General features: G+C 48.1%; 22 protein-coding genes. 10 read left to right on the top strand and 12 right to left on the bottom strand.

The window, feature by feature from the left end:
* Positions 1–615: 615 nt before the first annotated feature.
* The 4 genes from QMG16_RS03720 (at position 616) to QMG16_RS03705 (ending at position 3429) form a co-directional block, all read left to right on the top strand.
* Complete coding sequence (locus QMG16_RS03720; RefSeq protein ID WP_281792329.1) at positions 616–1314, top strand: Bax inhibitor-1/YccA family protein; 699 nt, start codon at positions 616–618, stop codon at positions 1312–1314.
* Positions 1315–1533: 219 nt separating this feature from the next.
* Positions 1534–2070 (top strand): hypothetical protein, encoded by a 537-nt coding sequence (locus QMG16_RS03715; RefSeq protein WP_281792328.1) that lies wholly within the window; start codon positions 1534–1536, stop codon positions 2068–2070.
* 243 nt (positions 2071–2313) lie between these two features.
* Entirely contained in the window at positions 2314–2736 is a 423-nt protein-coding gene (locus tag QMG16_RS03710) for a DUF4870 domain-containing protein (protein ID WP_281792327.1), read from the top strand.
* Between the two features lie 66 nt (positions 2737–2802).
* Entirely contained in the window at positions 2803–3429 is a 627-nt protein-coding gene (locus QMG16_RS03705) for a LysE family translocator (protein ID WP_281792326.1), read from the top strand.
* A 27-nt stretch (positions 3430–3456) separates the two neighbouring features.
* On the opposite strand, the gene QMG16_RS03700 is transcribed toward QMG16_RS03705, so the two are convergent.
* The 5 genes from QMG16_RS03700 to QMG16_RS03680 all read right to left on the bottom strand — a co-directional run bounded on the left by QMG16_RS03700 (position 3457) and on the right by QMG16_RS03680 (position 7333).
* A complete protein-coding gene (locus QMG16_RS03700) occupies positions 3457–3975 on the bottom strand; it encodes a hypothetical protein (protein ID WP_281792325.1) in 519 nt (172 codons plus the stop codon).
* A 143-nt stretch (positions 3976–4118) separates the two neighbouring features.
* The gene (locus QMG16_RS03695) at positions 4119–4985 is read right to left on the bottom strand and encodes an alpha/beta hydrolase (RefSeq protein ID WP_281792324.1); all 867 of its coding nucleotides are present in this window, start codon (positions 4983–4985) and stop codon (positions 4119–4121) included.
* A 263-nt stretch (positions 4986–5248) separates the two neighbouring features.
* Entirely contained in the window at positions 5249–5695 is a 447-nt protein-coding gene (gene mscL, locus QMG16_RS03690) for a large-conductance mechanosensitive channel protein MscL (protein ID WP_281792323.1), read from the bottom strand.
* Positions 5696–5787: 92 nt separating this feature from the next.
* Positions 5788–6063 (bottom strand): hypothetical protein, encoded by a 276-nt coding sequence (locus QMG16_RS03685; protein WP_281792322.1) that lies wholly within the window; start codon positions 6061–6063, stop codon positions 5788–5790.
* A 91-nt stretch (positions 6064–6154) separates the two neighbouring features.
* On the bottom strand, positions 6155–7333 hold the full coding sequence (locus tag QMG16_RS03680) for a DUF3943 domain-containing protein (protein ID WP_281792321.1): 1179 nt from the start codon (positions 7331–7333) through the stop codon (positions 6155–6157).
* A gap of 407 nt (positions 7334–7740) precedes the next feature.
* Between QMG16_RS03680 and QMG16_RS03675 the strand changes: the two genes are divergently transcribed.
* From QMG16_RS03675 to QMG16_RS03655, 5 genes are all read left to right on the top strand, one after another.
* Positions 7741–11193 (top strand): DUF748 domain-containing protein, encoded by a 3453-nt coding sequence (locus QMG16_RS03675; RefSeq protein WP_281792320.1) that lies wholly within the window; start codon positions 7741–7743, stop codon positions 11191–11193.
* Between the two features lie 150 nt (positions 11194–11343).
* Complete coding sequence (locus QMG16_RS03670; protein WP_281792319.1) at positions 11344–11565, top strand: hypothetical protein; 222 nt, start codon at positions 11344–11346, stop codon at positions 11563–11565.
* A gap of 584 nt (positions 11566–12149) precedes the next feature.
* Positions 12150–13103 (top strand): ABC transporter ATP-binding protein, encoded by a 954-nt coding sequence (locus QMG16_RS03665; protein ID WP_281792318.1) that lies wholly within the window; start codon positions 12150–12152, stop codon positions 13101–13103.
* Positions 13104–13111: 8 nt separating this feature from the next.
* Positions 13112–13891: an ABC transporter permease gene (locus QMG16_RS03660; RefSeq protein ID WP_281792317.1), complete on the top strand. Its 780-nt coding sequence runs from the start codon at positions 13112–13114 to the stop codon at positions 13889–13891.
* Between the two features lie 253 nt (positions 13892–14144).
* Positions 14145–14531 carry a hypothetical protein gene (locus QMG16_RS03655; protein ID WP_281792316.1) on the top strand — a complete coding sequence of 129 codons (387 nt, stop codon included), beginning with the start codon at positions 14145–14147 and terminating at the stop codon, positions 14529–14531.
* Between the two features lie 190 nt (positions 14532–14721).
* Here the strand turns inward: QMG16_RS03655 and QMG16_RS03650 are convergent, their stop codons facing one another.
* From QMG16_RS03650 to QMG16_RS03635, 4 genes are all read right to left on the bottom strand, one after another.
* A complete protein-coding gene (locus tag QMG16_RS03650) occupies positions 14722–16812 on the bottom strand; it encodes a peptidase U32 family protein (protein WP_281792315.1) in 2091 nt (696 codons plus the stop codon).
* A gap of 209 nt (positions 16813–17021) precedes the next feature.
* Entirely contained in the window at positions 17022–18320 is a 1299-nt protein-coding gene (gene purB, locus QMG16_RS03645) for an adenylosuccinate lyase (protein ID WP_281792314.1), read from the bottom strand.
* Between the two features lie 56 nt (positions 18321–18376).
* A complete protein-coding gene (locus QMG16_RS03640; protein ID WP_281792313.1) occupies positions 18377–19048 on the bottom strand; it encodes a potassium channel family protein in 672 nt (223 codons plus the stop codon).
* A gap of 9 nt (positions 19049–19057) precedes the next feature.
* Positions 19058–20428, bottom strand: a complete 1371-nt coding sequence (locus QMG16_RS03635) for a TrkH family potassium uptake protein (protein WP_281792312.1) — start codon at positions 20426–20428, stop codon at positions 19058–19060.
* A 247-nt stretch (positions 20429–20675) separates the two neighbouring features.
* On the opposite strand from QMG16_RS03635, the gene QMG16_RS03630 reads away from it, so the two are divergent.
* Entirely contained in the window at positions 20676–21527 is an 852-nt protein-coding gene (locus tag QMG16_RS03630) for a deoxyribonuclease IV (protein WP_281792311.1), read from the top strand.
* Between the two features lie 62 nt (positions 21528–21589).
* Here the strand turns inward: QMG16_RS03630 and QMG16_RS03625 are convergent, their stop codons facing one another.
* From QMG16_RS03625 to QMG16_RS03615, 3 genes are all read right to left on the bottom strand, one after another.
* Entirely contained in the window at positions 21590–23014 is a 1425-nt protein-coding gene (locus QMG16_RS03625; protein WP_281792310.1) for a hypothetical protein, read from the bottom strand.
* A 55-nt stretch (positions 23015–23069) separates the two neighbouring features.
* Entirely contained in the window at positions 23070–24038 is a 969-nt protein-coding gene (locus QMG16_RS03620; protein WP_281792309.1) for a universal stress protein, read from the bottom strand.
* A gap of 144 nt (positions 24039–24182) precedes the next feature.
* Positions 24183–26858, bottom strand: a complete 2676-nt coding sequence (locus QMG16_RS03615; protein ID WP_281792308.1) for a bifunctional acetate--CoA ligase family protein/GNAT family N-acetyltransferase — start codon at positions 26856–26858, stop codon at positions 24183–24185.
* Positions 26859–26936: the final 78 nt, after the last annotated feature.

Genomic DNA, 26936 nt, shown 5'->3' with positions numbered 1-26936 from the left:
AAAGCACCAGCTCTATAGACGTGCATAAGGTACCAGAACGAAAATTGAAAATCTTCATGGATTGCAGCGCATCTTGAGGTGGCAAGATCCCATTACCGCTCCAAATCTCCGCCAAAACATTTCATCCGCATAAGAAATTGTTTCACGGGATGCCCCTCGATTCAAACTCATAGGAATTTGAGAGGAATTCTCAAGCTGTCCGTAACAGGGAAATATGCATTTTCATTCGCATACGAAGCATAATAGCAGAAGGCATATTTTTCTAAAAGAGAAGTTTCTTGAGATCCTTCAATGCCTTCAAAAGGCAATAACGATTCACAGAGCCGGAAATCGAGCAGACCGTGATGGACGCGAAACATGTCGCATGATTTCATTGATTGATTCCTCACCCTTCGAAACGTCTGAATGCTCTTCTATAGACAGTCACATTATAAAGATTATCTTAGATTAGTGCTGAATAGGTTGATTCTGCTCCATAAGATCGATATGATCCACAGCTATTTCTTTGAGTTGAACATGCTTGGTCATGAGCAGGTTTTCAACACGGCAAAAGGATGAATCAAGGCTGCAAGTAAGTCGGTTACTTGCTTCCACAGAAAAAAGAAGGATTTAAAAATGGATAGGCAGATTTACTACCCCAAAGAACGGATTGTTGCGGTTCAGAGTGATTTTATTCTGCGTGTTTACAACTGGATGGGGCTCGGATTGGCCACGACTGCAGTGGTTTCCCTTTTTACGGCATCAAGCCCTGCCATGATCAGCATGATTTTTGGTTCTCCGGTGGTGTTTTTCGGTCTCATTGTGGGCGAGCTGGGATTGGTAATCGCTTTGAGTGCAGCCATCAATCGCTTGAGAGCTTCTACGGCTGTGATGATGTTCTTTCTTTATTCCGCCATCAACGGATTGACACTGGCAGCGATCTTTCTGGCATATACTCGAGCTTCCATTTCGACCACTTTTTTTATTACGGCTGGGACTTTTGGCGCCATGAGTCTTTACGGCCACGCTACCAGAAAGGATCTGACTTCCTGGTCGAGCTTTCTCACTATGGGATTGATCGGTGTCGTACTCGCCTCCCTAGTGAATATTTTCTTTCAGAGTGAAGCTATCTATTGGGTAATCACTTATGCCGGAATCATCGTCTTTGTGGGTTTGACGGCCTACGATGCGCAGCAGATCAAGGTAATGGCTCTTCAGGGTTTCGGTGACGAGGAAGCGGCCAGAAAGGGGGCCGTCATTGGGGCGTTGCGCCTCTATCTGGATTTTATCAACCTGTTTCTCATGTTGCTGCGACTCTTCGGCCGACGCGAATGATCGAGTTTTCCGTGTGAGTCCTTCGATGAAGTCGTAAGGGCTCGATTTGTCGAAAGGCTTTTCTGAGTTGGTGAGGATGTATGGGTAGATTGTTCCTTCACTGCAAGGAACACAATAAAACCGAGATCGTCTTCCCGACCGCATCGCATGAGAGAAAGGAAATCCGGTTTTTCTTTCAGGACTTGAGATGCGGGAAGATTCAATGAGAGGGAGTGAATTATGAAAAAAATATATTCCATCATGTACATTCTGTTCGCATTTGCTCTGGCGTTTTCTCCTCCGGCGGCATATGCACAGCAAAAGACAGACGAAAAGGCCCCGTCTTCTACAGGCGCTGAATCCGCTGGTCACCAGCATGGTGGCATGAAGCATGAGAGGCATCATAAGAGCGGAGAAGGCTATAGTGAAATGATGGAACGATGCAAGGAGATGATGGCCAAACACGATCAGATGGTTGCCGAGATGAAGGCCATGGATGAGGCCTTGGATGCCAAAGTCACCACCATGAAGACGGCCAAGGGTGATGACAAAATAGCCGCGATGGAGGCGGTCATCGAATTGATGACAACCCAGCGCAAGGAAATGCGAGCTAAAATGGCAGACATGCAACACGCAGGCATGTGTTGTATGATGGAAAAAATGCACAGGAACAAAGGTTATGAGGGAATGAAAGGTATGAAAGGCATGTCTTCAATGTGCCCCATGATGGAGGAAAACAAACCCCAGGCTCAACCTGAAACAGGCAAAACTTCATAAAAAATAAGGGATGCATATCAGACGCCTTGTTTTCACAACTGGATGTTTGATGCATGCATCCTATTAACCTATCCGGAAACCTGCTGTAGACTTTGGCCATCCCTTTGTCCCCCCTCGAGGGGAAAGTGAAGGGGTATCCTCTACCGAGGAAGGTTTTCGGATAGGCTTTAAATAGAAGTCATAGAACCCTCCCGAATCATCAACAGTGTAAACATATATTTCTCCAAACTAAGGTGTTTTCTTATGGGCTCTGCCAATCAAAAGCTTCCCATTGATTCAAAACCTGATGTAGAAGATGATCTGCAAAAACAGGAAAAAAACTGGGCCATGTTTTGCCACCTGAGCGCACTCTTAGGGTTTATCTGGTTTCCAGTGGGCATCTATCTCCTTTTCCCTTTTGGACACATCATCGGTCCCTTGCTGGTGTGGCTCATCAAAAGGAAAGAATTTCCCTTTGTCGACGAACAAGGCAAGGAGGCCCTCAACTTTCAAATATCCATGACCATTTACGCGCTGATTTCCTCGCTGCTGGTGTTCGTCATCGTAGGTTTTTTTGGCTTGATGGCCCTTGCGATTGTGGATATTGTCCTGGTCATCATTGCGGCGGGGAAGGCAAGCGAGGGAATCTCCTACAGGTATCCGTTTACTATGCGATTCATCAAATGAACAACAACACAAGAGAGCTTCCGAACCAATCGGCTACGAAGTGGAATCTTGGCAGGCAACCTAAAAATGACTTATGAAATTATGTACTTAAGCTCAGGGATGCTCTTGGGATTGACGGCAGGAATCTCCCCCGGCCCATTACTCACCTTGGTCGTTTCAGAAACTTTGCGCCATAATGTAAAAGAGGGAATCAAAGTAGCCGTGGCACCCCTTATCACGGATCTCCCCATCATTTTGTTGACCGCTTTCATCCTGTCACGTTTGTCCAACATGAAACCGATACTGGGAGTTATTTCCCTATCCGGCGCACTTTTCCTCTTTTTCCTCGCCTATGAGAGTGTGACCACACAAGCAATTTCCCTTCATATTCAGAAGGTTAAACCGCAATCGCTGAAAAAGGGAATTTTTACGAACCTGCTGAATCCAAGTCCTTATATTTTTTGGTTTGCTGTTGGGTCTCCTACCATTCTGAAGGCATCTGAATCCAGTATCTTTTCATCTGCACTATTCCTGGCAGGGTTTTATATATGCATTATCGGATCGAAAGTCCTGATTGCGGCCCTCGTTGAAAAATCACGAAATTTTCTGAACAGCAGGATCTACGTCAATGTGCAAAGATGCCTTGGAATAGCGCTCTTGGGATTCGGATTGTCGTTCTTGAAAGACGGCTTACGTCTATTCGGTTTTGTTTGATATGATGGCGAAATACATACGAATAGATCAGTGAATCGGATATTCCCAGAAATATGTGGAAGAACCCGTGTCATGAGAACCCGCTGAGCGCGCCTGCCCCCTGTAACTGAATGCAATGGATTGGGTTGTGTAGGGAACAGTTAGTGTCGTATTGAATGTTATCGGATAGTCGATATAACCGTAATTGGTGCTCGTAAGTCCTCGCATTTCGAGGACCCTGCCTTGCGAATCCAGAAAGATCACTGAAAGATAGAAGTATTCCAGAAAACTGAAGTTGTTCTTCAACTGGCCGGCAAAACTTATTGCACCGGAAATGCCAAGTGTGCTTTGATCACGTGAATACCGATAATCAAGAGTCAAATCCCTAGTTTGCCAAGAGCCGTATTCCGTGCCAGCCTCAACGAGGGGGATACGGTTTTCTTCAGAAACCATCTTTCCAACCCCACTGAGGGAGAGACTCCGGCATCCAGCCAACCCCAAAAAAACTGCAAGAACCAAAAGCAGGAGAGACTTATCCATTCCGTAATTTTCTAGGGATCGCATCATTTCTCCTCTCTTTGAATTCTGCCACGCCACAATGCGTGGAACAAAAAGTTCGAAAATCATCCGAAATATATCTTCCCAATGGCATAGAATCCTGGAGCGCATGGAGAGGAATAATCGCCGCAATTTTCGCAGAGAAAATTAAACTAATTCATCTTGATCGATTTTTCGAGAGTCCCCAACTGTTTTCTTTGAGTGATTTGCCTTCGAATGTACTTGGAGAGAAATTCGTTGATGCCATCGGCATAGGTCTTACCGGAAGACACATAGCCTGTATTATGGTCACCTCTCATCTCAAGAAACTGTTTCGGTTCCTTGGCTGCTTCATATAACTTCATCCCCTGATCGAAAGGAATAATGTCGTCGTCACAACTGTGAGCGATCAATACAGGAACCTTGACCTGACGAAGATAATCGATAGTGCTGTAACTATAGCGTGTCAAAAACCTCGCAGGAAACATCGGGTACAAATGGGATGCCATCGCAGGAATGGAGATGAATGCCGCTTGGATAATCAGCGCTGCAGGATCTTTATTCTGGGCCAGCCACGCCCCGATCGCTCCCCCCAGGGATTCTCCGAATATAACGATATCCCCGGGGGAAACCCCTCTCTTTTGAGTCAAATAATCCCATGCGGCCTGAGCATCTAGATAGGTTCCCTGCTCACTCGGTTCTCCATGGCTCCGACCATAACCACGGTAATCGAAAGCGAAAACGCTGAAATCCAACGCATTGAACATTTTGATGTATTGCAAGCGATCAGAAATGTTTCCCGCATTCCCATGGCAAAAAAGAATGACCGCCCGCTCTCTCAACGCAGGCACAAACCACCCGAAAAGCTCTACCCCATCCTGAGCAGAAAAAGTAACGGCATCATATGGAAGATCAATATTATGTGGATTGGATACGATCTGACGGTCGGGAAAATAGACAAACGAAGACTGGAAAGCGTAAAGGATGGCTCCCATAGCGACATAAATGCTTATAAGGGCGAGAAGGAGATAGATCAACATCTGGCGTATCTCCGATCCAAACCTTGAGTAAATTTTTCGTAAGGTGTTTTGAATGGTTTTTGCTAGCATAAAATATTTTAATATTGTTTCTTGTCATGGATCGATGGCGGCACATTCGTTCAAGCAAAGTGGAATGGGTTCCATTTCGAATGCTCTCTTGCAGATTATATCTGCAAGAGAGCATTCAATTCTGAAGGTTTTCAGAAAGCTTGAGGAGGTTTGGGAAAAATGGAATGAGAATCTGCCTCTCACCGCCACGCACTTTACAGTTCCGATGTACAGTGAGGGCAACGGGTTGCTTTGATGGGAATAACGGAAAAACAATAAGGACATTCCTTTGTCGTGGCTTCGGGTGGAGGACCCGACGTTTGGGCTTGGAGTCTGTTGATGCTCCTGATGAGAAGAAATACGGCAAAGCTGACGATTAAAAAACTGATGACTGTATTCAGAAACAAGCCATAGTTGATGGTGACGGCTCCAGCTTTTTGAGCGTCAGCCAATGCAGTGTAAGGCCCGGGGGTTGCTCCCTCTTTCAAGACTAGAAAGAGGTTGGAAAAATCAACATTTCCCAAAAGGAGACCAATGGGAGGCATGATAATGTCTGAAACAATCGATTTGACTATGGTTCCAAAAGCGGCACCCATGATAATGCCCACAGCCATGTCAACTACATTCCCACGCATGGCAAATTCTTTAAATTCCTTAAACATTTTTCTCTCCTTTTTCTGTTGGGTTTGATAGAAGCTGATTCCACAAATAGAGCATTCCTCAACGACACCCTCCCCCCCCTGATGGCAGGGAGTCAGAACTCAAAGACAAGCCTGGCAAAAAACCTGCTTTCATTCATGTCATAAGAGTGATCATCGATGTCGCTCCAGCGATAAATCTTGTCAGCATTCAATCCCAACTTGAGATTCTCAATGGGGAGATCGTAAAGGAAGGTCAACTGCAACCAGAGACGTTCGTCTTCCAATGGGATATCGTTTACTACAATGCTTTGATAGCGGTCGAGCCCTTCAATGGAATTGAAGTAGTGGTATCGAATATGTCCCTCCAGACCAAATGGTCCATACTCCATTTCCATTCTCCCCACAGTTCCCATACCAAGGGCATAGTAATAGTCCTCAGCTCGATAGACGCTCTTTACACCGGCGAGGTTACGATTCTGATTATAAAACTCCCTCGCCGCCGGTTGCACCATTGAAAAAGTGGGATAGATGTCCGCACCCACCCGCAGGTGGAGCCCCCTGATGGTAGAAGTCGGCAACCAAGGAGGGACCGATCAGGTCACAGACGGTCTGTTTGTCCTCTTCCCTCATCTCTGAAAACAAGTGACTGTAATATTCCAATGCGCTGCCCAAGCCAACAAACAAACTGTTTCCTTCCAGGTTCTGTGAGGCATCTTCTTTAAGGATGTTTTGCTGGTAATAACCCAGGAATGCAGTCTTTGAAAAAAACCGGAAATCGACTACATCACTTCCACTCAAAACCGCATCCAAAGCCATTTCATTGAATACCCCATCCTTGTAGAATGTGGAGGCTTCTCCCGGTTTGCCATATTTTTCCGCCGTTACCACTTGAAAATCAAAACCCATCTCAGATTCGGCAGAATATTTGTGGGTGTCACCCGAATAGCTCGCACCCCCACCGGCATACAACCGGAACCGGTGCCAGGCATCCGTGGTAAAACCGAACTTGTCGACATGGGCGGGAGGGGCGGGCCTGTCGTTATCCAGCCAACGATGGATGGCTGTAGAGGGTCCGAAGAGAATCCCAAGGACCTGATTGGGAATGGAATGAGAACTGTGCTGGAAAAATTCCCCGAACTGGTACATAACTTCACCGATGGCAAAACCGCCGAAAGGGGTCATGATAGCGTCGTTGATGCTGAACTCATCCTGAAGTTCGCCAAACATCTCCCATGTGGTCGAGGCCCCCAAGGTCAGGAGCATGGATTCAATGAGACTCAGATCATTTCCCCGGCTCAACAGATAGTAGCCGGTACCGGCAGCTATGTGTCCGACATTGGTATCCCATGCATTGTTGTCAAGAAGGTAGGCATCTCCCGTGATGAAACGAGCCTCAAGACTTTCACCGGCCGATTTAAACTCATACCATTTAGGATCTCCCAGAGTTCCGTAATAGTACCCTGCCGAAATCCCAAGAAACGCCATCAATTCCAGACTGGCTCGAAGGTATTCCTTGTGTTGGGGAAGGACATTGCTGTAAACAGAACTGGAGCGTCCAGAAAGAGATTCCAATCCGCTGTTCGTCTTCGATGTGTCCGTCTTTAACGGTGAAGGCACAGTTTCCGATGAGAACACAGTGAGTCCCGGTTCATCCACCATCTTCTGTTCCTCTCCCCAGGACACACCGGAAAAGCAAAAGTTCGCGATCATAAGCACGCAGATCGCAAACAGAGAAGCGAGCTGCCATCTGGAAGGAAACTGTAGAGGTGAAGCCGAGCACATATAGAATTCTCCCAAAAATGAGACTGGCAAATGAAAAGGCTTGAACGTATATTTTCCAGACTGAAACGACCAGGTACGAATATCTACCATCTCTTTTCAAATGGCTCCAGAAAATGATTGATTCGCCCTATGTTCTTCTTTGCCGTGATTTTCTAAAAATTCAGCAAGTATCAAAGGATCTGGACATCAGAATCTCATTTAGGGAACTCCTCTCAGCGTCAGTCATCCCTTTGCCGCAGGGATTCATCATTATCTCATTTTGAACGGATAAGGCGGGATTTCAAATGTTATTGAAAAAAATTCATATCCAGTCGAAAACCACTCAAAGAGTGATTTCTATCGCAAGGGGTGTTTTGCTCAGCAAGTCTGTTCTGGTTTTCTTTGCGCTCCTCTTTTTTTATGCCCTGGTTGGATTCTTCCTGGTTCCCTTTGTTCTGGAACGCAGTATACCAGATCTTGCCAAAAAACGGATCAATCTTCAAGCCAGCCTTTCTGAAATTCGCGTGAATCCTTTTGATCTCACTCTGGAAGCCACTGGAGTCAAGATTGAAGATCAGGAGGCAAAGCCGCTGGGGGAAATGAGGCGCCTCTTTGTCGACTTAGAATGGAAGAGCATTCTTCATCGTTCATGGGTTTTCCACGAAATTTCCATGGATACACCGTCTATAAATGTCATGATCGAACCTGACGGCACACTCAATGTGAACAAAATGATTTCCGGTACACAGGGTGCCGAGAGTTCTGAGCAAATTATCCTTCCCCCTCTCCTATTGGAAAACCTTTCCATAAAACATGCCCGGCTAAACATTACAGACACGCGGGGAGTTTCACCGGAAACATTTGAGGTGCGCTCCATCGACTTGCAGTGCAACAGCCTCTCCACCCTTTCCGGTTCAACCGGTACTTACACTCTGAATGCGGTATTGAGCGGTGGAGAAGCAGTTCATGGGGAAGGCGATATCTCGCTGGCCCCTCTCAAGTCCAAGGGCAAAGTAAATTTTGAAAAGATCGAGACTGCTACTTTGTGGCCGTTCATGAGAGAGCACTTCAATATGCACCCTCCTAGGGGACAGATCGACATGATCGGCAGTTACCTCGTGGATGGGAGCAAAACGCCCTCAAGGCTTGAAATAAGCGATCTTCAGATTGAGCTTTCAAATGCTTCCTTTCAATTGATGGATGCAGAAAAACCCTTTATGGCGCTCAAGAAGGTCCAGGTAAGTGGAACACGTTTTGACCTTTCCGCGCATACAGTCGATGTCGGAAAAGTTTCCTTTCAGAGCGGTTCCCTGGCTTTACTCACCGATGCAGGAGGAAATCTAAATCTTCAGCATTTGATCAAGTCCCTTCCTGGTCCTAATGATAAGAAAAAGCCTGCCTCTGCCAGGAAATCCTCTTCGCTGTCTCCCGCCGGAGCTCCCCGACCGTGGAGATTCCGTTTCAACGACATTGAAATTCAAAACCTTGGCCTGATGTATCGAGATAAAAGCCGTAAACCATCGGTACATGCTCAGATAGCCGATACGCAAGTTCAATGTGGCGCAGAGATTGAAACCGGCGGCAAGGAAACCAATGTTTTCCTGCATGGCCTTAAGGTATTCCTGAAAGAGGTTCAAGGCGGATCCCTCGATGATCGGGATTCCTCATTACGCATGGAAAAAGTTCATTTGGAGGGCGGAGAGTTCGAGCTAGCGCGCAAATCCTTTACAGCACTTCGAATAGGGATCGAGGGCGGAAGTGTGGAGGTGTTTCGTGACAAAGAGGGGAACATCAATTGGACAAGGTTCCTGACTTCCAAAGAGAAAGCGATCACAGAGCGTGATGTCGAAAAGGCGGCCAAAGAGGAATCTCAGTGGCGGTTTGCATCTGAAGCCATCACGCTTTCCCGTTTTGCAATCAACTTTTCGGATCATTCGGTGCAACCCCATCATGCACAGCTGAACTTGGAGGGATTGTCTCTCAAACTGACCAACGTGTCCCCCAAAGATACCATGGATTTTGAGCTGACCTTTAAGATGCGCCAGGGAGGAGATTTTGCATGTCGGGGCAATTTCAATCCTGCGGTTCCATCCTTTCAAACCAGTATCCAAGTATTGGGGCTGGCCATGGTTCCTTTCCAGCCCTACTTGAATTCGTTTGTAAAACTTAAAATCCAAAACGGGAACATCTCCACACAGGGGACACTGAACTACAAGGGATCTCAGAACGAACCGGATTTAAAGTATCAAGGTCAGATCCAGTCGGAGAACCTGCTGCTGATGGAATCCGATTCCGGGGCACCCTTTTTCGGTTGGGAAGAGCTCAAGAGCTCGGATCTCAGGTTGATGATAAACCCGGACTCCCTCGAGATCGGAGAATTGAAACTCTCGAAACCCTTTGGAAAACTCGTAATCGAACCGAATCGCACCGTGAACGTGACCCGAATGTTCAGGCAGTCCAAGACTTCCGACGAAACAAAATCCAGTGAATCCATGGTCTCCAGCAAAGAAAAGGACAGATCCTTCGCAGTGCGTGTGAATACGCTTCGCATTGTAAACGGCATTCTGGACTTTGCCGATTTGAGCCTGAAACCTCAGTTTGCATCCAAAATTCATCAACTCAACGGAGTGATCAGTGGTCTTTCCTCTACAAGGCAGTCCCGAGCTCAAGTTCTTCTCGACGGAAACGTAGACAAATACGGAATGGCCAGGATCGACGGTAAGATCAATCTGTTCGATCCCAAACAGTTCACGGATATCCGTATGATTTTTCGCAATGTCGAGATGACCCGGCTCACTCCCTATTCGGGTAAATTCGCCGGTCGAAAGATCAATTCGGGGAAGCTTTCATTGGACCTCAATTACAAAATCAAAGAAAGCAAACTTCTCGGAGATAACAAAATCATAGTCGATCAACTGGTGCTCGGTCAGAGAGTGGAAAGCCCGGATGCGGTTAATCTTCCACTGGATTTTGCCGTCGCCCTGCTTCAGGATTCCAACGGGAGGATCAATATCGGTCTTCCGATCAGAGGAGACCTTAATGATCCCCAGTTCAATTACGGGCATCTGCTGTGGAAAGGCATCCTCAATCTCTTCAATAAGATTGTCACATCACCGTTTCGTTTCTTGGCCGGCATCTTCGGGGGAGAAAACGACACACTTCAGACCATAGCGTTTGAACCGGGAAAGAATGGTCTTCTGCCGCCGGAAAAGGAAAAACTCCATAACCTCTCAGAAGCGCTCAAGAACCGTCCCCAATTGAAGCTCACCGTCCAGGGGCGATACAGCAGCACCGACGATGGGAAGGCGCTCAGATCTCTCAGCGTGCATCAGGCTTTGCTTGCTTCCCTAAATGTCAAACTGGAGTCACACGAAGAACCGGGCCCGGTGGATTATGCCGACCCAAGGATTCAGCACGCTCTCAAGAAAATGTTCGTTGAAAAACTTGGAGAACTCAAGTTCCAAGAAATTGAGGACTCCATGACGAGGCATGAGCATTCTAGAAAAATGGAGGAAGCTGATAAGACCCGAAAGGATGAACGCCTTGCAATGGAACTCTATGCAAAACTGATGGAAATTCAAAACATTCCAACCTCTGAATTGAAACAGCTCGCCGAATCGAGGGCAAAGAGCATTGTCGAGGAGTTGACCGAAATCGGGGGAATCTCACCGAACCGCATCACCACAAGGGAATCCGAAGAGAGGGAAGATCGGGAGGAAACGAGTGCCAAACTGGAGTTGAATATCGATGTGAAATGATATTGAATGTCATGACGATACCAAAGGGGTAGGGTTGACTCAAGGCTGAAAAAGCGGCTTATTGACAAATAATTATTCGTTATTAATCTTCAAGTTGTTACTATAATTATTTATTTGATTTAACCATCCCCAGTTTAAGACAACGGGAGGATGAAAATGAGCGATGTACAGGAAATCAGGGAAACATTAATGGACGTCATCGGGGAAGAGGGATGCGGGGTCTCTTGTACTGAGGCCGATGTTTTTCACGATGATGAAGGATGGAAAATGCAGTTGGAATGTTTCATGGGCCCTTGGAAGCTTGGTAAAACAGTCGAGGAAGCCAAGACAACCATTAAAGAGCTGGGTTCGATGGGCTTTGGGCTTTCATGATGTATCAAGAGATACCATACAGTAAAAATGTAGAACTCCACCGGGTTCTCCAACGAGGTGAAACACAATGGCAGAGGAAAAATTCAGTTGTTCGGCTTGCGGAGAGAATTTTGACCGGGAATCGGCTGTGGCTGAATGCCGCATGTGCCACCGGTCTTATTGTGAAGAATGCATCGACGAAAGGGGATATTGTGTTCCCTGTGAGGAGAGCAAAAAATAACTGTATATATAAATTTGCCTTCGAACCCGGGTCAGGCGGAGTGAGGTGGCTTGAGCCGGGTTTTTTTTAGGAAGTCGTTTCCGAATAAAAACCTCTCTGGTTAAAGAGCGCCACTGTAGCTATGAAGCCGTTTTCCCTCTACAAACATCTCAGAATTAAAGCCTGAAAAATAGATTTGCCAGATTACGACTGCAGGCAATATATTACTTCCGTTCGCACAATCAATTTCGATCTGGAAAAAGGATCTTTAAAACATCACTTCCATGCCTGCTTGGCAAAAGGCTTTGGTGGCGCTCATCCTCGTTTCCAGGATATTGAAAAACCGAATGGAAACTTTTTGGTATGGGCGCCGGACAGCCTATGAATGGATGGCACCCGTCAGGACAAGGATTCTATGGGAGGATCGCCCAGATACATTATCGAGGCCCGCAATCTCAGGAAAAGTTTTGGTGATTTTGTAGCGGTGGACGACATTTCTTTTCACCTCGTGCATGGGGAATGTCTTGGATTGCTTGGACCCAACGGCGCAGGGAAGACATCCACCGTTCGCATGATTTATGGTTTTTCACCCTTGACTGGAGGAAGTCTCCATATATTCGGACTGAACATGCGGACTCAATGGCGAGCCATCCGCTTCAGTATCGGAGTATGCCAGCAGGAAAACAATCCGGACCCGGATTTGACCGTTTTACAGAACCTGGAGGTCTTCGCCCGTTATTTTGATATACCGAGGAAGACCGCCAAAGAGAAGGCTCTGCAACTCCTTGAATACATGGCCCTCAACCACCGAAAAGACGATACGGTCACCAGTCTTTCCGGAGGCATGCTGCGTCGCCTTATTCTCGCCAGAGCACTCATCAACGACCCGGAACTCCTCATACTCGATGAACCTACAACAGCCCTGGATCCACAATCCCGCCACCAGGTGTGGGAACGATTGGAGGAACTCAGGTCGAAGGGGCTTTCCATTCTACTCACCACCCATAACATGGATGAAGCTTCACGCCTCTGCGACCGCCTCATCATCATGGATCACGGAAAAATCCTTGTTCAGGGTAAACCTTCTCAATTGATTCGAGAATATGCCGGACGGGATGTGGTAGAAATCACGGAACCCTCTCAGGAACTGCGCACCTTCATACAATCCCAACATCTCATGCACGATGATCTCGAGCATCGCTTGATCATTTATGGTCAACCGGATGATCGGATTTTTGAAAAAATCGGCAATCGATACTGCAAGGAAAAGTGCATTCAGAGAATGGCAACCTTGGAGGACGTTTTCTTGAGATTAACGGGAAGGGAGCTTCGTGAATGAAGGTGTCGATGCCATTCAACATATCTCGCCGCTTCATGCGGGTTTGGAATCGCAACTTGATCGTTTACAGGAAGATCTGGCTGATCAATTTCCTTCCGCCCCTCTTCGAGCCTGTTTTCTATCTACTGGCCTTTGGATTTGGTCTGAGCTCTTTTATAGAAAAGATTTCATTTGAGGGGTATGCACTGTCCTATATCCGATTTATCGCTCCGTCCTTGCTGGCGGTCACGATCATGTACAACGCTTTTTTTGAAAATACTTACGCCTCCTTCGTGAGGATGTATTATCAGAAGACATTCGATGCCATGATGGCTACCCCCCTTTCCATGGAGGAAGTCATCACCGGAGAAATCGTCTGGGGAGCGACCAAATCGGTAATCGCCACAGGCATCATGTTCGGAGTGGTCAGCCTTTTTGGCCTGGTCCAATTCCCATATGGTCTCCTGATTCTTCCTCTCGCATTCTTGGGCGGACTGGCGTTTGGCTCCATCGGAATGCTTTTTACAGGAATCGTCCCCAGCATCGACACTTACAACCTTCCTATTTTCCTGTTTATCACTCCAATGTTCCTTTTCAGCGGCACTTTTTTCCCTCTGGAAAACCTTCCTTATTGGGCACAGAAGATGGCCATCATTTTTCCCCTGACTCATTTGGTGCGGCTGACTCGATATTTCTCCCTGGGTATGGTGAAAATGGATCTTCTCTGGGATGTCGCCTATCTCGCCATCTTCAGCATGATCTGCTTCCCCCTTGCCGTCGCGGCAATGTATCGCCGCCTCATTCATTAACACATCGCGGCAAAATCATCATCCTCTCTTGAACTTCTTGAACGGGTTGGAGTCCGATAAGAAGCCTCTTTAATTTTTTTTGAGAATGATTAAATTATTAAAGGTTATGTACGAGAGGGTTTTACGAGTTCTTCTTTCATCTGTATTGAAAGAGAAATTCTTCGGTTTGAAACGGAGATAGATAGAGAAGACCCCCTGGCGAGATTCAGCATAACCGAGTTAGAATCAACAGATTGTGCGCGAGGTGACAACCATGAAGGCCAACAAAATTAAAAAAGTGTTGTCGGTTTTCGCCATTTTGATGCTGGTGGCGACTTCTACTACTGCTCTCGCTGAAAGAGGTTCTTACAGGGATCGAAGCCCAAACCGTTCCTACCAGTCCAGTTACAGCAGACCCCATTCTCATGGGTACTACGGGGGTGACCGCTCCAGGTATTATCATGGCAACTACAAACGTCATTATTATGGACGATATCCTGGATCCCGTTCCTACGGATATTATTACTATCGACCCTACTATCGACCCTATTACCGTTCATACTACCGTCCTTACTACAGATCATATGTTGATTATTACGCTCCTGTATATCCATTCTATCCTTTCGTCTTTCCAGGTTTTAGCTTCTTTTTCAGCTTCTAGAGTTGTAGTGAATGCGCAAGCTGGAAAACCCGATGGAAAAAGGAACGTTATACCGAGAATACGAAGTTGAAGAGTTGAAATTTGGTGAATTTTCACGCCGCTTTTGAAGCGGATAAACCTTGAGAGTTCTATGCAACCCGGGTTGTTCAATTGCCCCGGGTTTTTGTTTTTAGGGCTTATAGATCAGCACTCAGGGTTTTCGCTCAAAATTGAACAGGGAAAAAGGCTCATCGGCCCTGCATCTTTTGAAACCGCTGAACAGCCTTTCCAATTCTTTCGCCTGGTTGTGCGGGCCTTCACTGAGATCGATCAGGAAATAGCGAAATCCGTAGGATTGGAGAACGGGAATCTGCCCAAACCAGTTCATAGGTTTTTCGGCGTAGATGAAAGAATGCGGACCTTTCTTTCGAAAGCTGTAAATATCCTTGCGAGGTGAGAGAAGCGGCTTGTCTTCCTGGAGCTTGGGAGACAAGCGTGAAGTGAATAGGGGGGGCCATGAATACAATGTGACGATGGGAAGAGTGCTGAATGGTCCGTGACTCAGGAGCTGAAGTTCTTCACGTGTGATTTCGATGGAAAGCTCCGTCCATTGACAGCCGGCCTCTCCCAATGCCGCCATAGCCGCTAGATTTCTGATGTTGAAACGGCTTCCCGCAAAAAGATTCAGATTTCTCCTGCCTTCGAACAGATCCAGGTGCGCCCAGTTATTGATTTCCCAGGAACTAAACCCTTTATCGCAAAACCAACGAACCGCAGGTCGATAATATTCTATGTCTTTCTCGCTGAGGAGGACAGGGAGTGACCACACGAAACGCTGTTTTTGCGCTGGAATGAGGCGCTGCCTGGCCATTTTTTCCAGGTTGGCCCGAGTGGCTGTAAGCATCACCCAACCTGCAGGAGATTGAAAGGCTTCGGAAAGGTTTCCCACCGAACCGATTTTGAGAATGACCGTCTCTTCAGCCCTTCGAGGATTGAACTGCATCACCGGCCAATCTTCAAATATGCGCTCACGTTCATTGAATTTCTTATGGAATGGCACATTTTCCGGTATTTCGTTTCGAATCTTTTGCCATAGACCAGGAATGGATTGAGAGCGGCTTCCCACTTTAAAGAGGCGCTCGCCAGGCAAAAGATCGCTTTGCATGGGCAAAAGGACACGTTCACCAGAGCGGGCGTTTTTTAAAGGGCTTCCGTTCTGAGCAAAGATTTCCCTGACGGAAAAAGCACGCTTTTCCTTGCCCTCGGAGGATTCTGGACGCACTCGATCTCCTAGTTCCAAGTCGTGGCGCAGCAGAACAGCCGCTTTATTATCCTGAACAGTTTTTACGGTTCCCACCCAAAGGCCGCTCGAACCCGAACGATGAGGCGTGAGGATTTCTGCATTGAAATTCTTGTCAAAAAAACCAGTCGTCAGGCGTCTTGAGGGAGATTGCAGAAGATACTGCTGGGCTTCTGCCAAAGCGTCCTTTTGCCGCTCGGGAGGTGCATCCAGAACAAGACGATAGGCCTTGACGACTTGCCCGATATAGTCGGCTCCTTTCATGCGCCCTTCTATTTTAAAGGATGCAATCCTCAACTTCTTGAGTTCCGGAACGAGGGGGAGAGCACACACGTCATTGCAGGAGAGGAAGAAACCCTCTTTGCGTCCCTGCTTGAAACGCAGACGGCAGGGTTGCACACAGCGTCCCTGCAATCCCCCGTGCCCTCCCCGATAGCTGCTCGCCAGACAAAGCCCGGAGTATGAATAACAGAGAGCCCCATGGACGAATATTTCCAGCTCGGCCCGGGTTGAGACACTGATTTGGCGGATTTCATCCAAACTCAGTTCGCGGGCCAGGACAACCCGCTCCGCACCCATCTTCTCCAACTGGTGAACTCCAGCGCTGTTGTGAATGGCCATGAGCGTGCTTGCATGGAGCTTGAGATGCGGAAAGAACTTGCGCACCAGATAGAAAATTCCAGCATCCTGAACGATCAGAGCATCCACATGGATATCCGCCATGGACTGTATGGAATCCATTATGGCAGGAAACTGCGGTGCAGCCATGACACTGTTCAAAGCTACATAGACAGAAACGTTCCGTTTGTGCGCATAGGGAACAAGGGTAGAAAGTTCTTCCAGCGAAAAATTCGTGGCAGAGGCTCTCGCACTCAGTTGTTTCAGACCAAGATAGACGGCATCCGCACCGCTTTCCAATGCGGCATGAAAAGCTTCCACATGGCCGGCTGGCGCGAGAAGTTCGGGAAGTCGAGAGACCTTGCTGATGGACTTACTGCTCATTTGGGATTGCTCACAGGTTGGGATTTTCTTCCAGACGGACACAACTGCATCCGTTTCGCTTCATCATCGGAATTTTACAGCATAAACTTTTCCAGGTAAGCGATCAACCCTCAAACGAAATCGGATGGCAATAATCATTCCAGTCAATGAAGCCCCCCATGGTGCCCGCCCCATAAGCCATGAGTGGACATCCTTTTTCTGCGCCGCCCCTACTCCGCTTCAAATACCTTTTGAAAAATCGTGTCCACATGTTTCAAATGGTAACGAAGGTCGAATATACCGTCGATTTCCTCGGAACCAAGGTACCGCATGACGTCGCTATCCTTCTTCAATTGATCGTTCAATTGGCCGCCTTCCTTCCAAACGGTCATGGCATTTCTTTGTACCATTTTGTACGCATCTTCACGGGTGAGTCCTTTACGGGTCAAGGCAAGCATCACCTGTTGAGAAAAGAAGAGCGACCCGGTCAGTTCGAGGTTTTTTTGCATGTTTTCCGGGTACGCTACCAGCTTATCGAGCACTCTGGTAAGCCGTGCCAGCATATAGTCCAAAAGAATTGTGGAATCGGGGGCGATGATTCGTTCAACTGACGAATGGCTGATATCCCGTTCATGCCAGAGAGCCACATTTTCCATGGCCGCCAGAGCGTTTCCGCGAAGGACGCGGGCAAGACCGGCCAAGTTTTCGGAAGCGATGGGATTGCGTTTGTGGGGCATGGCGGAAGAACCCTTTTGACCTGCAGCAAAGAATTCTTCAACTTCACGAACTTCCGTGCGCTGCAGGTGACGGATTTCAACAGCTATCTTTTCAATGGAGCAACCGATGATCGCCAGGGTGGAAAAAAATTCTGCATAACGGTCACGCTGTATGATTTGCGTACTGATGGGGGCAGGTTTCAATCCCAATGCATGACAGACCTTCTTTTCGATGGCTGGATCAATATTGGCATAAGTTCCCACAGCTCCGGAAATTTTACCCACTCGAATCGATTCCCTGGCATGCTCCATGCGCTCACGATTCCGCACCATTTCAGAATACCAGAGAGCAAACTTGAGTCCGAAAGTGATGGGCTCGGCGTGAATGCCATGAGACCGCCCAATCATCACGGTATCTTTCCATTCATAAGCCCTTCTTTTGAGAACGGCCAAGAGTCTGTCCATATCTTCCAGGAGAAGATCCGCAGCTTCCTTCAAAAGCAAAGCCATGGACGTATCGAGGACATCAGAGGAGGTCAGTCCCTCGTGAATATGCCTGGAAGCCGGCCCTACATGTTCTGCCACGTTCGTCAGAAATGCAATCACGTCGTGATGAGTTTCCTGTTCGATTTCCTCGATCCTCTTGACATCAAAAGCCGCTTTTTCCTTAATGTCTTTCAGATCGTCAGCCGGAATGTTTCCCGCCTCTGAAAGGGCTTCGCAAACCGCAATTTCCACATCCAGCCACTTTCGATATTTGTTTTCGATAGTCCAAATTCGCCCCATCTCAGGGCGGGTATAACGTTCAATCATAAAAAGTATCTCCTTTTTATCTATATGAAAAGAAGCTCAAAATTGATGCGATTTCATCATTTTTGTTCGTATTCTATTTCCTCCAAAAATTCATCCATGGATTGGTTGGAACCCAGCAGAATCATCACGTCGTTTGCTTTGATAACATAGTCCGCTTTCGGAATGAAAGCCAGGCGCTTGTCCTCCCCCTCACGGATGGCAATGACCTGAATCCCGTACCTATTGATCATATCGAGGTCCCGCAGGGATTTTCCCATGAGCCCTTTCGGATTGCTCACTTCGAAGATTCCATAGTCCTGGATGGAAGGCAGGTATTCCAGGAGATTGGGGTTTTCTATTCTGCGTGCTAAAGAACAGGCGAGATCCTTTTCCGGAAACAGAATCTCGTCGGCCCCCATGCGCATGAGCACCTGTCCGTGCTCCTCGCTGAGGGCTTTGGCATAGACACGCTTGACCCCCATTTCCTTCAGGTGAAAGGTCGTCATGATGCTGGCGAGCATATTGGTCCCGATGGTGACTACCGCCAGGTCCACCTGGGGAATGCCCAAGGCCAGCAGTGTATCCCTATCTGTCCCATCCGCTAAAACAGCTTCGCTGATTTCGTTCTTGGCCTTTTGAACCGCTTCCTGTTGGCTATCGAGACCTATGACGTCATATCCTTTGCTGTAAAGCTCGCGCCCCAGGTAATATCCAAAATTGCCGAGTCCGATGATGGCGATCTGGCGCATTTCACAACCTCAACCGATCATGATGGGTTCTTGCGCGTAGTAAAATCTCCCCTTGCTCTCCTCCGCCTGAATGGCCATGGCAATGACGAGAGGCCCCAAACGTCCCGTAAACATCATGAGCACCAAAATGAATTTACTCCATCCCGTCAGGCCAGGGGTAATCCCCAGACTCAATCCGACAGTTCCAAACGCTGAAGTCGTTTCAAAAAAAAGTTCCATGAATTGGCCGGAACTCTCCTTATGCGGTATGCTTCCTACTTGTGAAATCAGCATGCATGCCGTACCGATGAGAACGATGGCGACAGAGATGACAAATATACCGAAGGCACGGTTGACGGTGGTAGGTACAATGGATCGCTTGAATGCATGGACATGATCCGCGGACCCTTTCAGCCTAGCGCGACTGAGAGCCAACAAGACCCCCAGGGTGCTGGTCTTGATTCCACCTCCCGTCGAACCGGGAGAAGCACCGATAAACATCAACATCACCGTGCCGAGCAAGGTGATGTTGATCATGGATGCATAGTCCAACGTATTGAAGCCGGCGGTGCGCGGCGTGACCGACTGGAAGAAGGAGGCCAGGAGTTTTGTTGAAAATGGAAGTTCCTTCAAAGTGGTCGACCATTCGCTCACCAGAAAGAAAATCGTACCTCCGACCAGCAAAGTGGCGGTCATGCATAGTACCATCTTGGTGTGAAGGGAAAGTCGGATCCAGTATTGCCGTCTCGATTTTCCCTGCTCAGCGGCACGGACCAGTTCGTGCATGACCATGAATCCTATCCCCCCGAAAACGATCAATGCCATGATGGTCAAATTCACCAGAGCATCATCCCTGTAGCCCATGAAGGAATCGGGAAAAAGGCTGAATCCCGCATTGCAGAATGCACTGATGGAATGAAAAACAGCATAGTACCATGCTTTAAGAGAGTCAAACTGTTGATGAAAGCGGGAAAACAGCAGAAAGGAACCGGCAGCTTCAAAAGAGAAGGTAAACAGGATGACCCTCCTCAGGAGAACGTATAGATCCGCTTGAGGGCTGTGGGTAAAAATATCCTGCACGACAAATCGCGAACGAAAGGAAATGGATCTGCCAAGCACCAGAAGGAGCACGGTTGAAAAGGTCATGATTCCGAGCCCCCCCATTTGAATGAGGAGCATGATGGTGACCTGTCCCCACACGGTGAATTCCTTTCCGATATCTATGACGGAAAGGCCTGTTACACATACGGCCGAGGTCACCATGAAGAGGGAATCGATCAAGGGAAGATGGCTGCCGCGCCGTAAAGGAATTGCTTCGAGCACGACAGTTCCCAGCAAAATGAGGGATAGAAAACCGAGGATGGGATAAATGGATGGCGACAAATGCTTTGAAATGCGCATACTTATAAAGTCCCCTCCAAATAGATGGATATAATCATTGACTACAGAGGACGGAGAACACGCAGAAAATGGAAAAAGTTCAACAAACGGATCTTTTCTCTTTTTTGCAGAATCTGCATAATCTGCGGGTCCACAAATGAGGGTAAACAGTCAGGCATTCCTATAGCATAGCCACTGGTATTTGCCAAGAAAACGGATTTCGAAAAGAGTGCAAGATTTTTGTATCTATCAAAGAGGAAGGAATTACATGCCACTGCTGGGTGCTCATATGTCCATCGCAGGCGGGTTACACTTGGCTTTCGACCGAATCAAGGAAGTAGGGGGAGAGGCGCTTCAGATATTCACTAAAAATGAAAGACAGTGGCACGCCCTCCCCATTGAGCCAGAAGCTGTCGAACTCTTTAGAGATCGCCATAAGGAATCGGGATTTATGCCCATAGCCGCTCATGACACGTACCTTATCAATCTCGCATCTGCAGAACCCGAAAAACTTGAAAAGTCGATAAACGCCTTCGTTGACGAACTGCAACGAGCCTCCCTGCTCGGCATTCAGCATCTCATCATGCATCCGGGTTCCCATGTGGGACAAGGAGTGGAAGAAGGCCTCAAACGATTCGTCCGGAACCTCGATCGGGCTATCGCCCTTTCGGATGTCTCCGACGTCATGATACTCATAGAAACTACTGCCGGACAGGGAACCAATTTGGGCTCTACCTTTGAGGAAATTGCAACCATCCTGCACATTTCACGGTTCAAGGCTCATTTGGGAGTCTGTTATGATACCTGCCATACTTTTGCTGCTGGTTACGATATTCGAATTCCTGAATCTTTTCAGAAAACCTTTTCTCTTTTTGATAAGACCATCGGACTTGAGCATCTGAAATTTTTCCATTTGAATGACAGCAAAAAGGGACTGGGATCCAATGTGGACCGGCACGAACACATCGGCAAGGGTGAAGTGGGACTGGAAGGTTTCAGACTGCTTTTGAACGATCCCCGATTTAAAGGGCATCCGATGGTTCTCGAAACGCCCAAGGGAAAAAATATGAAGGAGGATAAGGAAAACCTGAGGATACTGCGATCCCTGATACAAAAATAGAATGCATTTTGGATAACCGTTCACCCCCAGCGGTGAACGGTTATCCATTTTTTTTCGTTCTATCAGGGACAGATATCGATGGTCGGGTACATCCCCCCCAGATCTCCCTCGAGATAAGGCTGTATGATGTTGAAAGAAATACTTTGAACATACTGAGCATGCCCACGGTTACCTGTCGCCTTGGCATAGTAGGCCCCGTTTGCCTCAAGAATATGTTCAATGCGCTTCTGGAAGGCGTTCACAAAATCACCTCCGTTTCCTTGAAAAATCATGGCTCCGATGACTATCTCACCTTCCGAACGCGACAACTCTTCCAGGGAAATACTGTGACGGCTCAAGTCTTTCTTGTTCGTGATGTAACCCCAAACGAGTTGGCCTGGAGGAATATCCAGGCTCTCCTTCAGGTCAATGATGGTGTGGGGCATGACGATGCTTCCTTCCCCTATGGAGAGGGAACAATCGGGTTTGCCCTGAAGAAAGGCATTGAAACCCACGAACACCTTTTTGCCCAACCTGGCATGGATGACCTTGCCTCCGTGCGCCGTGATATTGAAACCTTCGAGGCGGGAATTGATGATGTAGCAATTTTCCTGAGCATTCGAACCCTTGCCTAAACAGGCGTTTTCCAGATAGGCCCTCTGAGCCACCAGAACATTTTCACCGATGGAGGTATTTCCCTTGATCACGGCATAGCGGCTGACCGAAGCTCCCTCGGGTACAACAATGTTGGGTTTCAACTCCACCGACTCAAAAGCACTGATGAAATCCCTTTTACGTTCCTCCAGAAAATCCATGAATATGCCCGTGGGAACTTCCCCAGGCACCAGATGGACGTAACGGTTCAGGTCGTCGGGATGAAAATGAAAGTTGAAATTGAAAGCATTATCCGCATGAATCCAGATCTGCCCGTCTTCCACATAACGGTGAGTCACCTCACCCGTTTGGACGTAAGCATATTTTCCAATAACACAGTCATGTACCGTAGTAAGATCCACAGTGGCGAAGGGACCCAAAAAGCTTCCTTCAACAGGGGACCCATGAATATTGGCATACTGCAAAGCCACCGTATTCTGGATTAGAAATTCCTCGGGACTCTCCGGATCATGAGAGTTGTTATGAACCAGGTTTTTTACCAGGAAACTGTCCTTGATCCGAATCACTTCGTCATCGTGGAGTGGAATATCAAGTCCCCGGTAACGAAACACATCTCCACGGCTTTTAAGTTCGTCTCCACGGATATCGCTTTTATAAAGAACTGCATTGTCGACAATGCACTTTCCCAGAAAATAACTGCCGGCCAGACTGGAATGATGAAAATGGAAATGGAGGGGATGCTCAAGGGTTAGGCCGTAAAACGCGTAAAACCGGACAAATTTCTCCCAGGGTATCAACCCGCGAACGTAAGGCCCTACATCGAAAGCGGGTTCTCGCAAATTTACATTCACGCGGTCTATAATTCGATTCAAAAGCCTTTCCAGTTTCTTCATATGCCGTCCCCTCCCAAAATCCAGTAGATCTCTCCCCACCCGGAACATTTGCTGGTCAACTGACAATCCAAACAGTTTTTTCCCGCGCCATCTGTATTACCTTATTGCTCACGCGCCCCATGAAGAATTCTTTTACCTTGGATAGTCCTCTTCTGCCAATAACTATTGTGCCGATTTCTCCACGTTTCGCTTCCTCCAAAATGGCTCCGGCACGGCTGGTTACCCCTTTCACGATCATTTGACGGATTCTGGAAGCATCCAGGCCTGCCTTCTGCAGCCGGTTGCCGGCTTCTTCAAAAACAGATTTCAGAGCTTTTTCCGCCTCTTCCAGTTCCCTCTCCATCTCGGCACGCCACTCTTTCTCTTTTTCCGATCCAAAGGATTTTCCAAAAACCTCCTGGAAAACATTTAAGCCCCGCATGGCATGGAAAAGGGTCACCTCCAGATTCGGACGACCATCCATGATTTCCGCCACATAATCCACAGCTCGCATGGCACCCTCAGAGTTATCCATACATAGAAGGATTTTGTCGCACCCGGGTCTTCCACCCACTACCCATAGGGGAACATGAGCGATTTTTTCCACGAGCTTGGTGGCGATACTGCCCAAAACCAAATCCTTCAGCTCACTTACCCCTCTGCGCCCTACAACGACGGCGTTATAATTGTTGAGGGATTCTGTGAGAATATCCCTTGCAATGCCAGCCTGTCTGTCGTGAATGTTCACAACCACCGCTTCTTGCGGAAAACCCGCATCCAGAAGGATGTTGTTTGCATTCTCCATAAACTCTTTGATCAACTGCTCCTGCTGTTTTTCCCACTCGGTGATGCTGATAATGCGGTACTGATAGCCAGGTTCTTTTTCCGTATCCCAAAAAGATTCAGGAACCCTGGTTACCACATGAAATAAAACCACCTCGGTCTCTTCGGGTGACACCGTTCGACTCACATAACGAACCGCATCCAACGCCTGTTGTGATTCATCCACTGCCACCAATATTCTTTTTCGCTTTGAGTTCGCCATAGCATCCTCCACAAAGGATATTCACTGCCGGCTTTCTTCCCTCTCTTGCAACGACAATTCCCATCCATCATCCTGGGGTTGAATGTGATTTTTTATAAAACGATATCACCAAGCAACCCTTTCCATCTCATATCTTTCCATTGCTCACGTTTTAGATAGGTCTATTCTGAGCTCATAGTTGGAACTTCCGGGAATTCTTTTCACAATAAAGCCCAGTTTACGACCGAGTGCAAGCATGTTTGTGTTTTCAGGCAGAACGTGACCCCAGATAAACTTCAGACCATGTTCCTTGGCCACGGATATGCTTTGCTGGAGCAGTGCAGCTCCTACCCCCTTCCCCTGCCAGGAATCGCTCACCACAACAGCAAATTCAGCTTTGGTGACATCCGGGTCACCCATGAGACGGACTACCCCGAGAATCCGTTCATCACCGTCCCTGCGATGCAAGGCCACAAAAACGATGTCCCGGTCATAGTCGATTTGAGTGAACCTGACCAGCATTTCCCTGGCGAGGGATTTAAGGGGCCTGAAAAACCGAAAATAGATGGTTTTCGAAGAGAGACTATTGAAAAGATCCATAAGCAGTGGAGCATCTTCCGGCTTGATGGGACGGATCAGGATGGTTTCTCCATTTTTCAGTACAGTACTTGTCTCATATTGACTGGGATAGGGACTGATAACGAGATGCATGGGAGACGGCACCGAAGAGGGCTCCACGCAAACCCGGGCATCTACCGCACAGGCGCCGTTTTCCGTGATAAGGAGAGGATTGATATCGAGTTCGGTGATTTCCGGAAAATCGATCACGAGTTGAGAGAGCCGCACAAGGATTTCATCGAGCAGATCCAGATTGGCAGGCGGTCGATTTCTGTATCCCTTGAGCAGGTTGTAGACTCGTGTGCTTTCCATGAGCCTTCGGGCCAGCAGTCGATTCAAGGGAGGGAGGGCGATTGCCTGGTCCTTGAGGACTTCCGTCATGATTCCGCCCATTCCAAAGAGAATGACGGGCCCGAAATCCGCATCTTTCTTACTCCCCAGGATCAACTCATAGTCCTGCCGCTGAAGCATGGTTTGCACAGTCACTCCGAGGAGCTCGGCCTGCGGGTTATATTCCGCCGCATGGGTCATGATGGCGGCATATGCCTCCCGTATATCCTCATCGTATTTGAGATTGAGCTGGACTCCCTTGGCATCCGACTTGTGGGTAATATCACGGGAATGGATCTTCATCACGACAGGATACCCCATTTCACGCGCAATCCTCACGGCTTCTTCAGCCGATATCGCAACTTTCGTCGGATTCACCGGGATGCCGTAAGCCGACAGAAGCGCCTTGGATTCCACCTCCGTAAGGAGATGGTGATCTTGCTCGAGAGCTTCAGTAATGATGGTCCGCGCTGATGTCTGATCGAACTCGGGTTCTTCAGGAAGTTTTTGGGGAATCTGTTGCAGCATTTCCATATTCCGCGCGTAGGCACACATGTATTGAAAGGCTCTTATGGCCCGCTCCGGCGTATCATAGGTGGGGATACCCGCTGCATTGAAGATGCTCCGTCCTTTTTCCATATCCAGTCCCCCCATCCATACCGTGAAGACGGAAAGCCCTTTTCCTCTTAAAAGTTCACTCAGGGATTCCGCAACTCCTGTCGGGTCACTCATGGACTGTGGAGTCATGATGATCAGGAGGGTCCGAATTTCAGGAGAAGCAATACAGACTTCCAGCACTTTACGATACCTGTCGGGAGAAGCATCTCCAAGAATATCAATGGGATTTCCCCGGCTCCAATATGGAGGAAGGATGCTGTTCAATTTTTGCATGGTATCGGACGACAAGGTCACTGGTTCCATGCCGTACGAGGCAAGAGCGTCGGCAGCCATCACTCCCGGCCCGCCGGCATTGGTGATGATGGCCATGCCGGAACCTTGGGGGCGAGGTTGTTTGGCCATCAGTTCGGCACAGTCGAACAGTTCCTCGATGTTGTTCACGCGAACGATCCCCGCACGAACAAAGGCAGCGTCATAGACGGCGTCCGATCCGGCCAGCGCTCCCGTGTGAGAGGCGGCGGCACGTGCCCCGGCGGCAGATCTCCCCGCTTTGAGCACCACAATGGGTTTGATCCTGGAAACCGCTCGAGCCGCACTCATGAATTTTCGAAAATGGGTCAGGCTTTCTATATACAAAACGATACTGCTCACGTTGTTGTCATTGCCCAGGTAATTGACCAAGTCCCCAAAATCCACGTCCAGCATGCTTCCGATGCTCACGAAATAGCTGAAGCCGTTCTTCTCTTTCAGGGAAAGATCCAGAATGGCGGTGCAGATGGCCCCGCTTTGAGAAATGAAAGCGAGCTTGCCGGGCAGAGGCATATGGCTGGCGAAAGTGGCATTGAGTTTGCTTTCGGCGCTCACCACTCCCAGACAATTGGGTCCCACAATGCGGATCCCTGCCTTGTCGGCCACGGTCTTGATCCTGGATTCAATTTCCCGCCCCTCCGCCCCCGCTTCTTTGCCGCCCGCGGAGACAATTATGGCCCCCATGATGTTCACGTCGGCGCACTCCTGAATAATGGCCGGAGCTGTATGGATGGGAGTGCTAACGATGGCAAGATCCACCGGTTGATGAATGTCCGCGAGGGAGGGATACGCTTTCAGTCCCAATATTTCCACGTGATGAGGATTGACCGGAAAAATCTTCCCCTTGAAACCTCCTTTCAGCAGATTGTCCACGAAGGCATAACCAACTGTTCCGATTCTGGGGCTGGCTCCAACAACGGCAACTGCCTCGGGATGAAAGATCTTGTCGAGATTATGAATGCCCATGGTCGTCTCCCTTCCGTCCATCCAAGGGTTCAGGAATTGATTCGAAGTGAGTACAGGATTGCTAAACAAGGGAAAGGG

Origin of the sequence: Desulforhabdus amnigena (genome assembly GCF_027925305.1) — a bacterium.
In the GTDB taxonomy this organism is placed as follows: domain Bacteria; phylum Desulfobacterota; class Syntrophobacteria; order Syntrophobacterales; family Syntrophobacteraceae; genus Desulforhabdus; species Desulforhabdus amnigena.
The sequence above is the reverse complement of the archived record's forward strand: the minus strand, read 5'-3'. Positions and strand labels throughout refer to the sequence as shown.

What these genes read in the sequence shown, in the direction of transcription:
- QMG16_RS03720 (WP_281792329.1), top strand. Translation starts at nt 616, where the DNA reads ATGGATAGGCAGATTTACTACCCCAAAGAACGGATTGTTGCGGTTCAG.
- QMG16_RS03715 (WP_281792328.1), top strand. Translation starts at nt 1,534, where the DNA reads ATGAAAAAAATATATTCCATCATGTACATTCTGTTCGCATTTGCTCTG.
- QMG16_RS03710 (WP_281792327.1), top strand. Translation starts at nt 2,314, where the DNA reads ATGGGCTCTGCCAATCAAAAGCTTCCCATTGATTCAAAACCTGATGTA.
- QMG16_RS03705 (WP_281792326.1), top strand. Translation starts at nt 2,803, where the DNA reads ATGACTTATGAAATTATGTACTTAAGCTCAGGGATGCTCTTGGGATTG.
- QMG16_RS03700 (WP_281792325.1), bottom strand. Translation starts at nt 3,975, where the DNA reads ATGATGCGATCCCTAGAAAATTACGGAATGGATAAGTCTCTCCTGCTT.
- QMG16_RS03695 (WP_281792324.1), bottom strand. Translation starts at nt 4,985, where the DNA reads ATGTTGATCTATCTCCTTCTCGCCCTTATAAGCATTTATGTCGCTATG.
- mscL (WP_281792323.1), bottom strand. Translation starts at nt 5,695, where the DNA reads ATGTTTAAGGAATTTAAAGAATTTGCCATGCGTGGGAATGTAGTTGAC.
- QMG16_RS03685 (WP_281792322.1), bottom strand. Translation starts at nt 6,063, where the DNA reads ATGGAGTATGGACCATTTGGTCTGGAGGGACATATTCGATACCACTAC.
- QMG16_RS03680 (WP_281792321.1), bottom strand. Translation starts at nt 7,333, where the DNA reads ATGGTGGATGAACCGGGACTCACTGTGTTCTCATCGGAAACTGTGCCT.
- QMG16_RS03675 (WP_281792320.1), top strand. Translation starts at nt 7,741, where the DNA reads ATGTTATTGAAAAAAATTCATATCCAGTCGAAAACCACTCAAAGAGTG.
- QMG16_RS03670 (WP_281792319.1), top strand. Translation starts at nt 11,344, where the DNA reads ATGAAAATGAGCGATGTACAGGAAATCAGGGAAACATTAATGGACGTC.
- QMG16_RS03665 (WP_281792318.1), top strand. Translation starts at nt 12,150, where the DNA reads ATGGATGGCACCCGTCAGGACAAGGATTCTATGGGAGGATCGCCCAGA.
- QMG16_RS03660 (WP_281792317.1), top strand. Translation starts at nt 13,112, where the DNA reads ATGCCATTCAACATATCTCGCCGCTTCATGCGGGTTTGGAATCGCAAC.
- QMG16_RS03655 (WP_281792316.1), top strand. Translation starts at nt 14,145, where the DNA reads ATGAAGGCCAACAAAATTAAAAAAGTGTTGTCGGTTTTCGCCATTTTG.
- QMG16_RS03650 (WP_281792315.1), bottom strand. Translation starts at nt 16,812, where the DNA reads ATGAGCAGTAAGTCCATCAGCAAGGTCTCTCGACTTCCCGAACTTCTC.
- purB (WP_281792314.1), bottom strand. Translation starts at nt 18,320, where the DNA reads ATGATTGAACGTTATACCCGCCCTGAGATGGGGCGAATTTGGACTATC.
- QMG16_RS03640 (WP_281792313.1), bottom strand. Translation starts at nt 19,048, where the DNA reads ATGCGCCAGATCGCCATCATCGGACTCGGCAATTTTGGATATTACCTG.
- QMG16_RS03635 (WP_281792312.1), bottom strand. Translation starts at nt 20,428, where the DNA reads ATGCGCATTTCAAAGCATTTGTCGCCATCCATTTATCCCATCCTCGGT.
- QMG16_RS03630 (WP_281792311.1), top strand. Translation starts at nt 20,676, where the DNA reads ATGCCACTGCTGGGTGCTCATATGTCCATCGCAGGCGGGTTACACTTG.
- QMG16_RS03625 (WP_281792310.1), bottom strand. Translation starts at nt 23,014, where the DNA reads ATGAAGAAACTGGAAAGGCTTTTGAATCGAATTATAGACCGCGTGAAT.
- QMG16_RS03620 (WP_281792309.1), bottom strand. Translation starts at nt 24,038, where the DNA reads ATGGCGAACTCAAAGCGAAAAAGAATATTGGTGGCAGTGGATGAATCA.
- QMG16_RS03615 (WP_281792308.1), bottom strand. Translation starts at nt 26,858, where the DNA reads ATGGGCATTCATAATCTCGACAAGATCTTTCATCCCGAGGCAGTTGCC.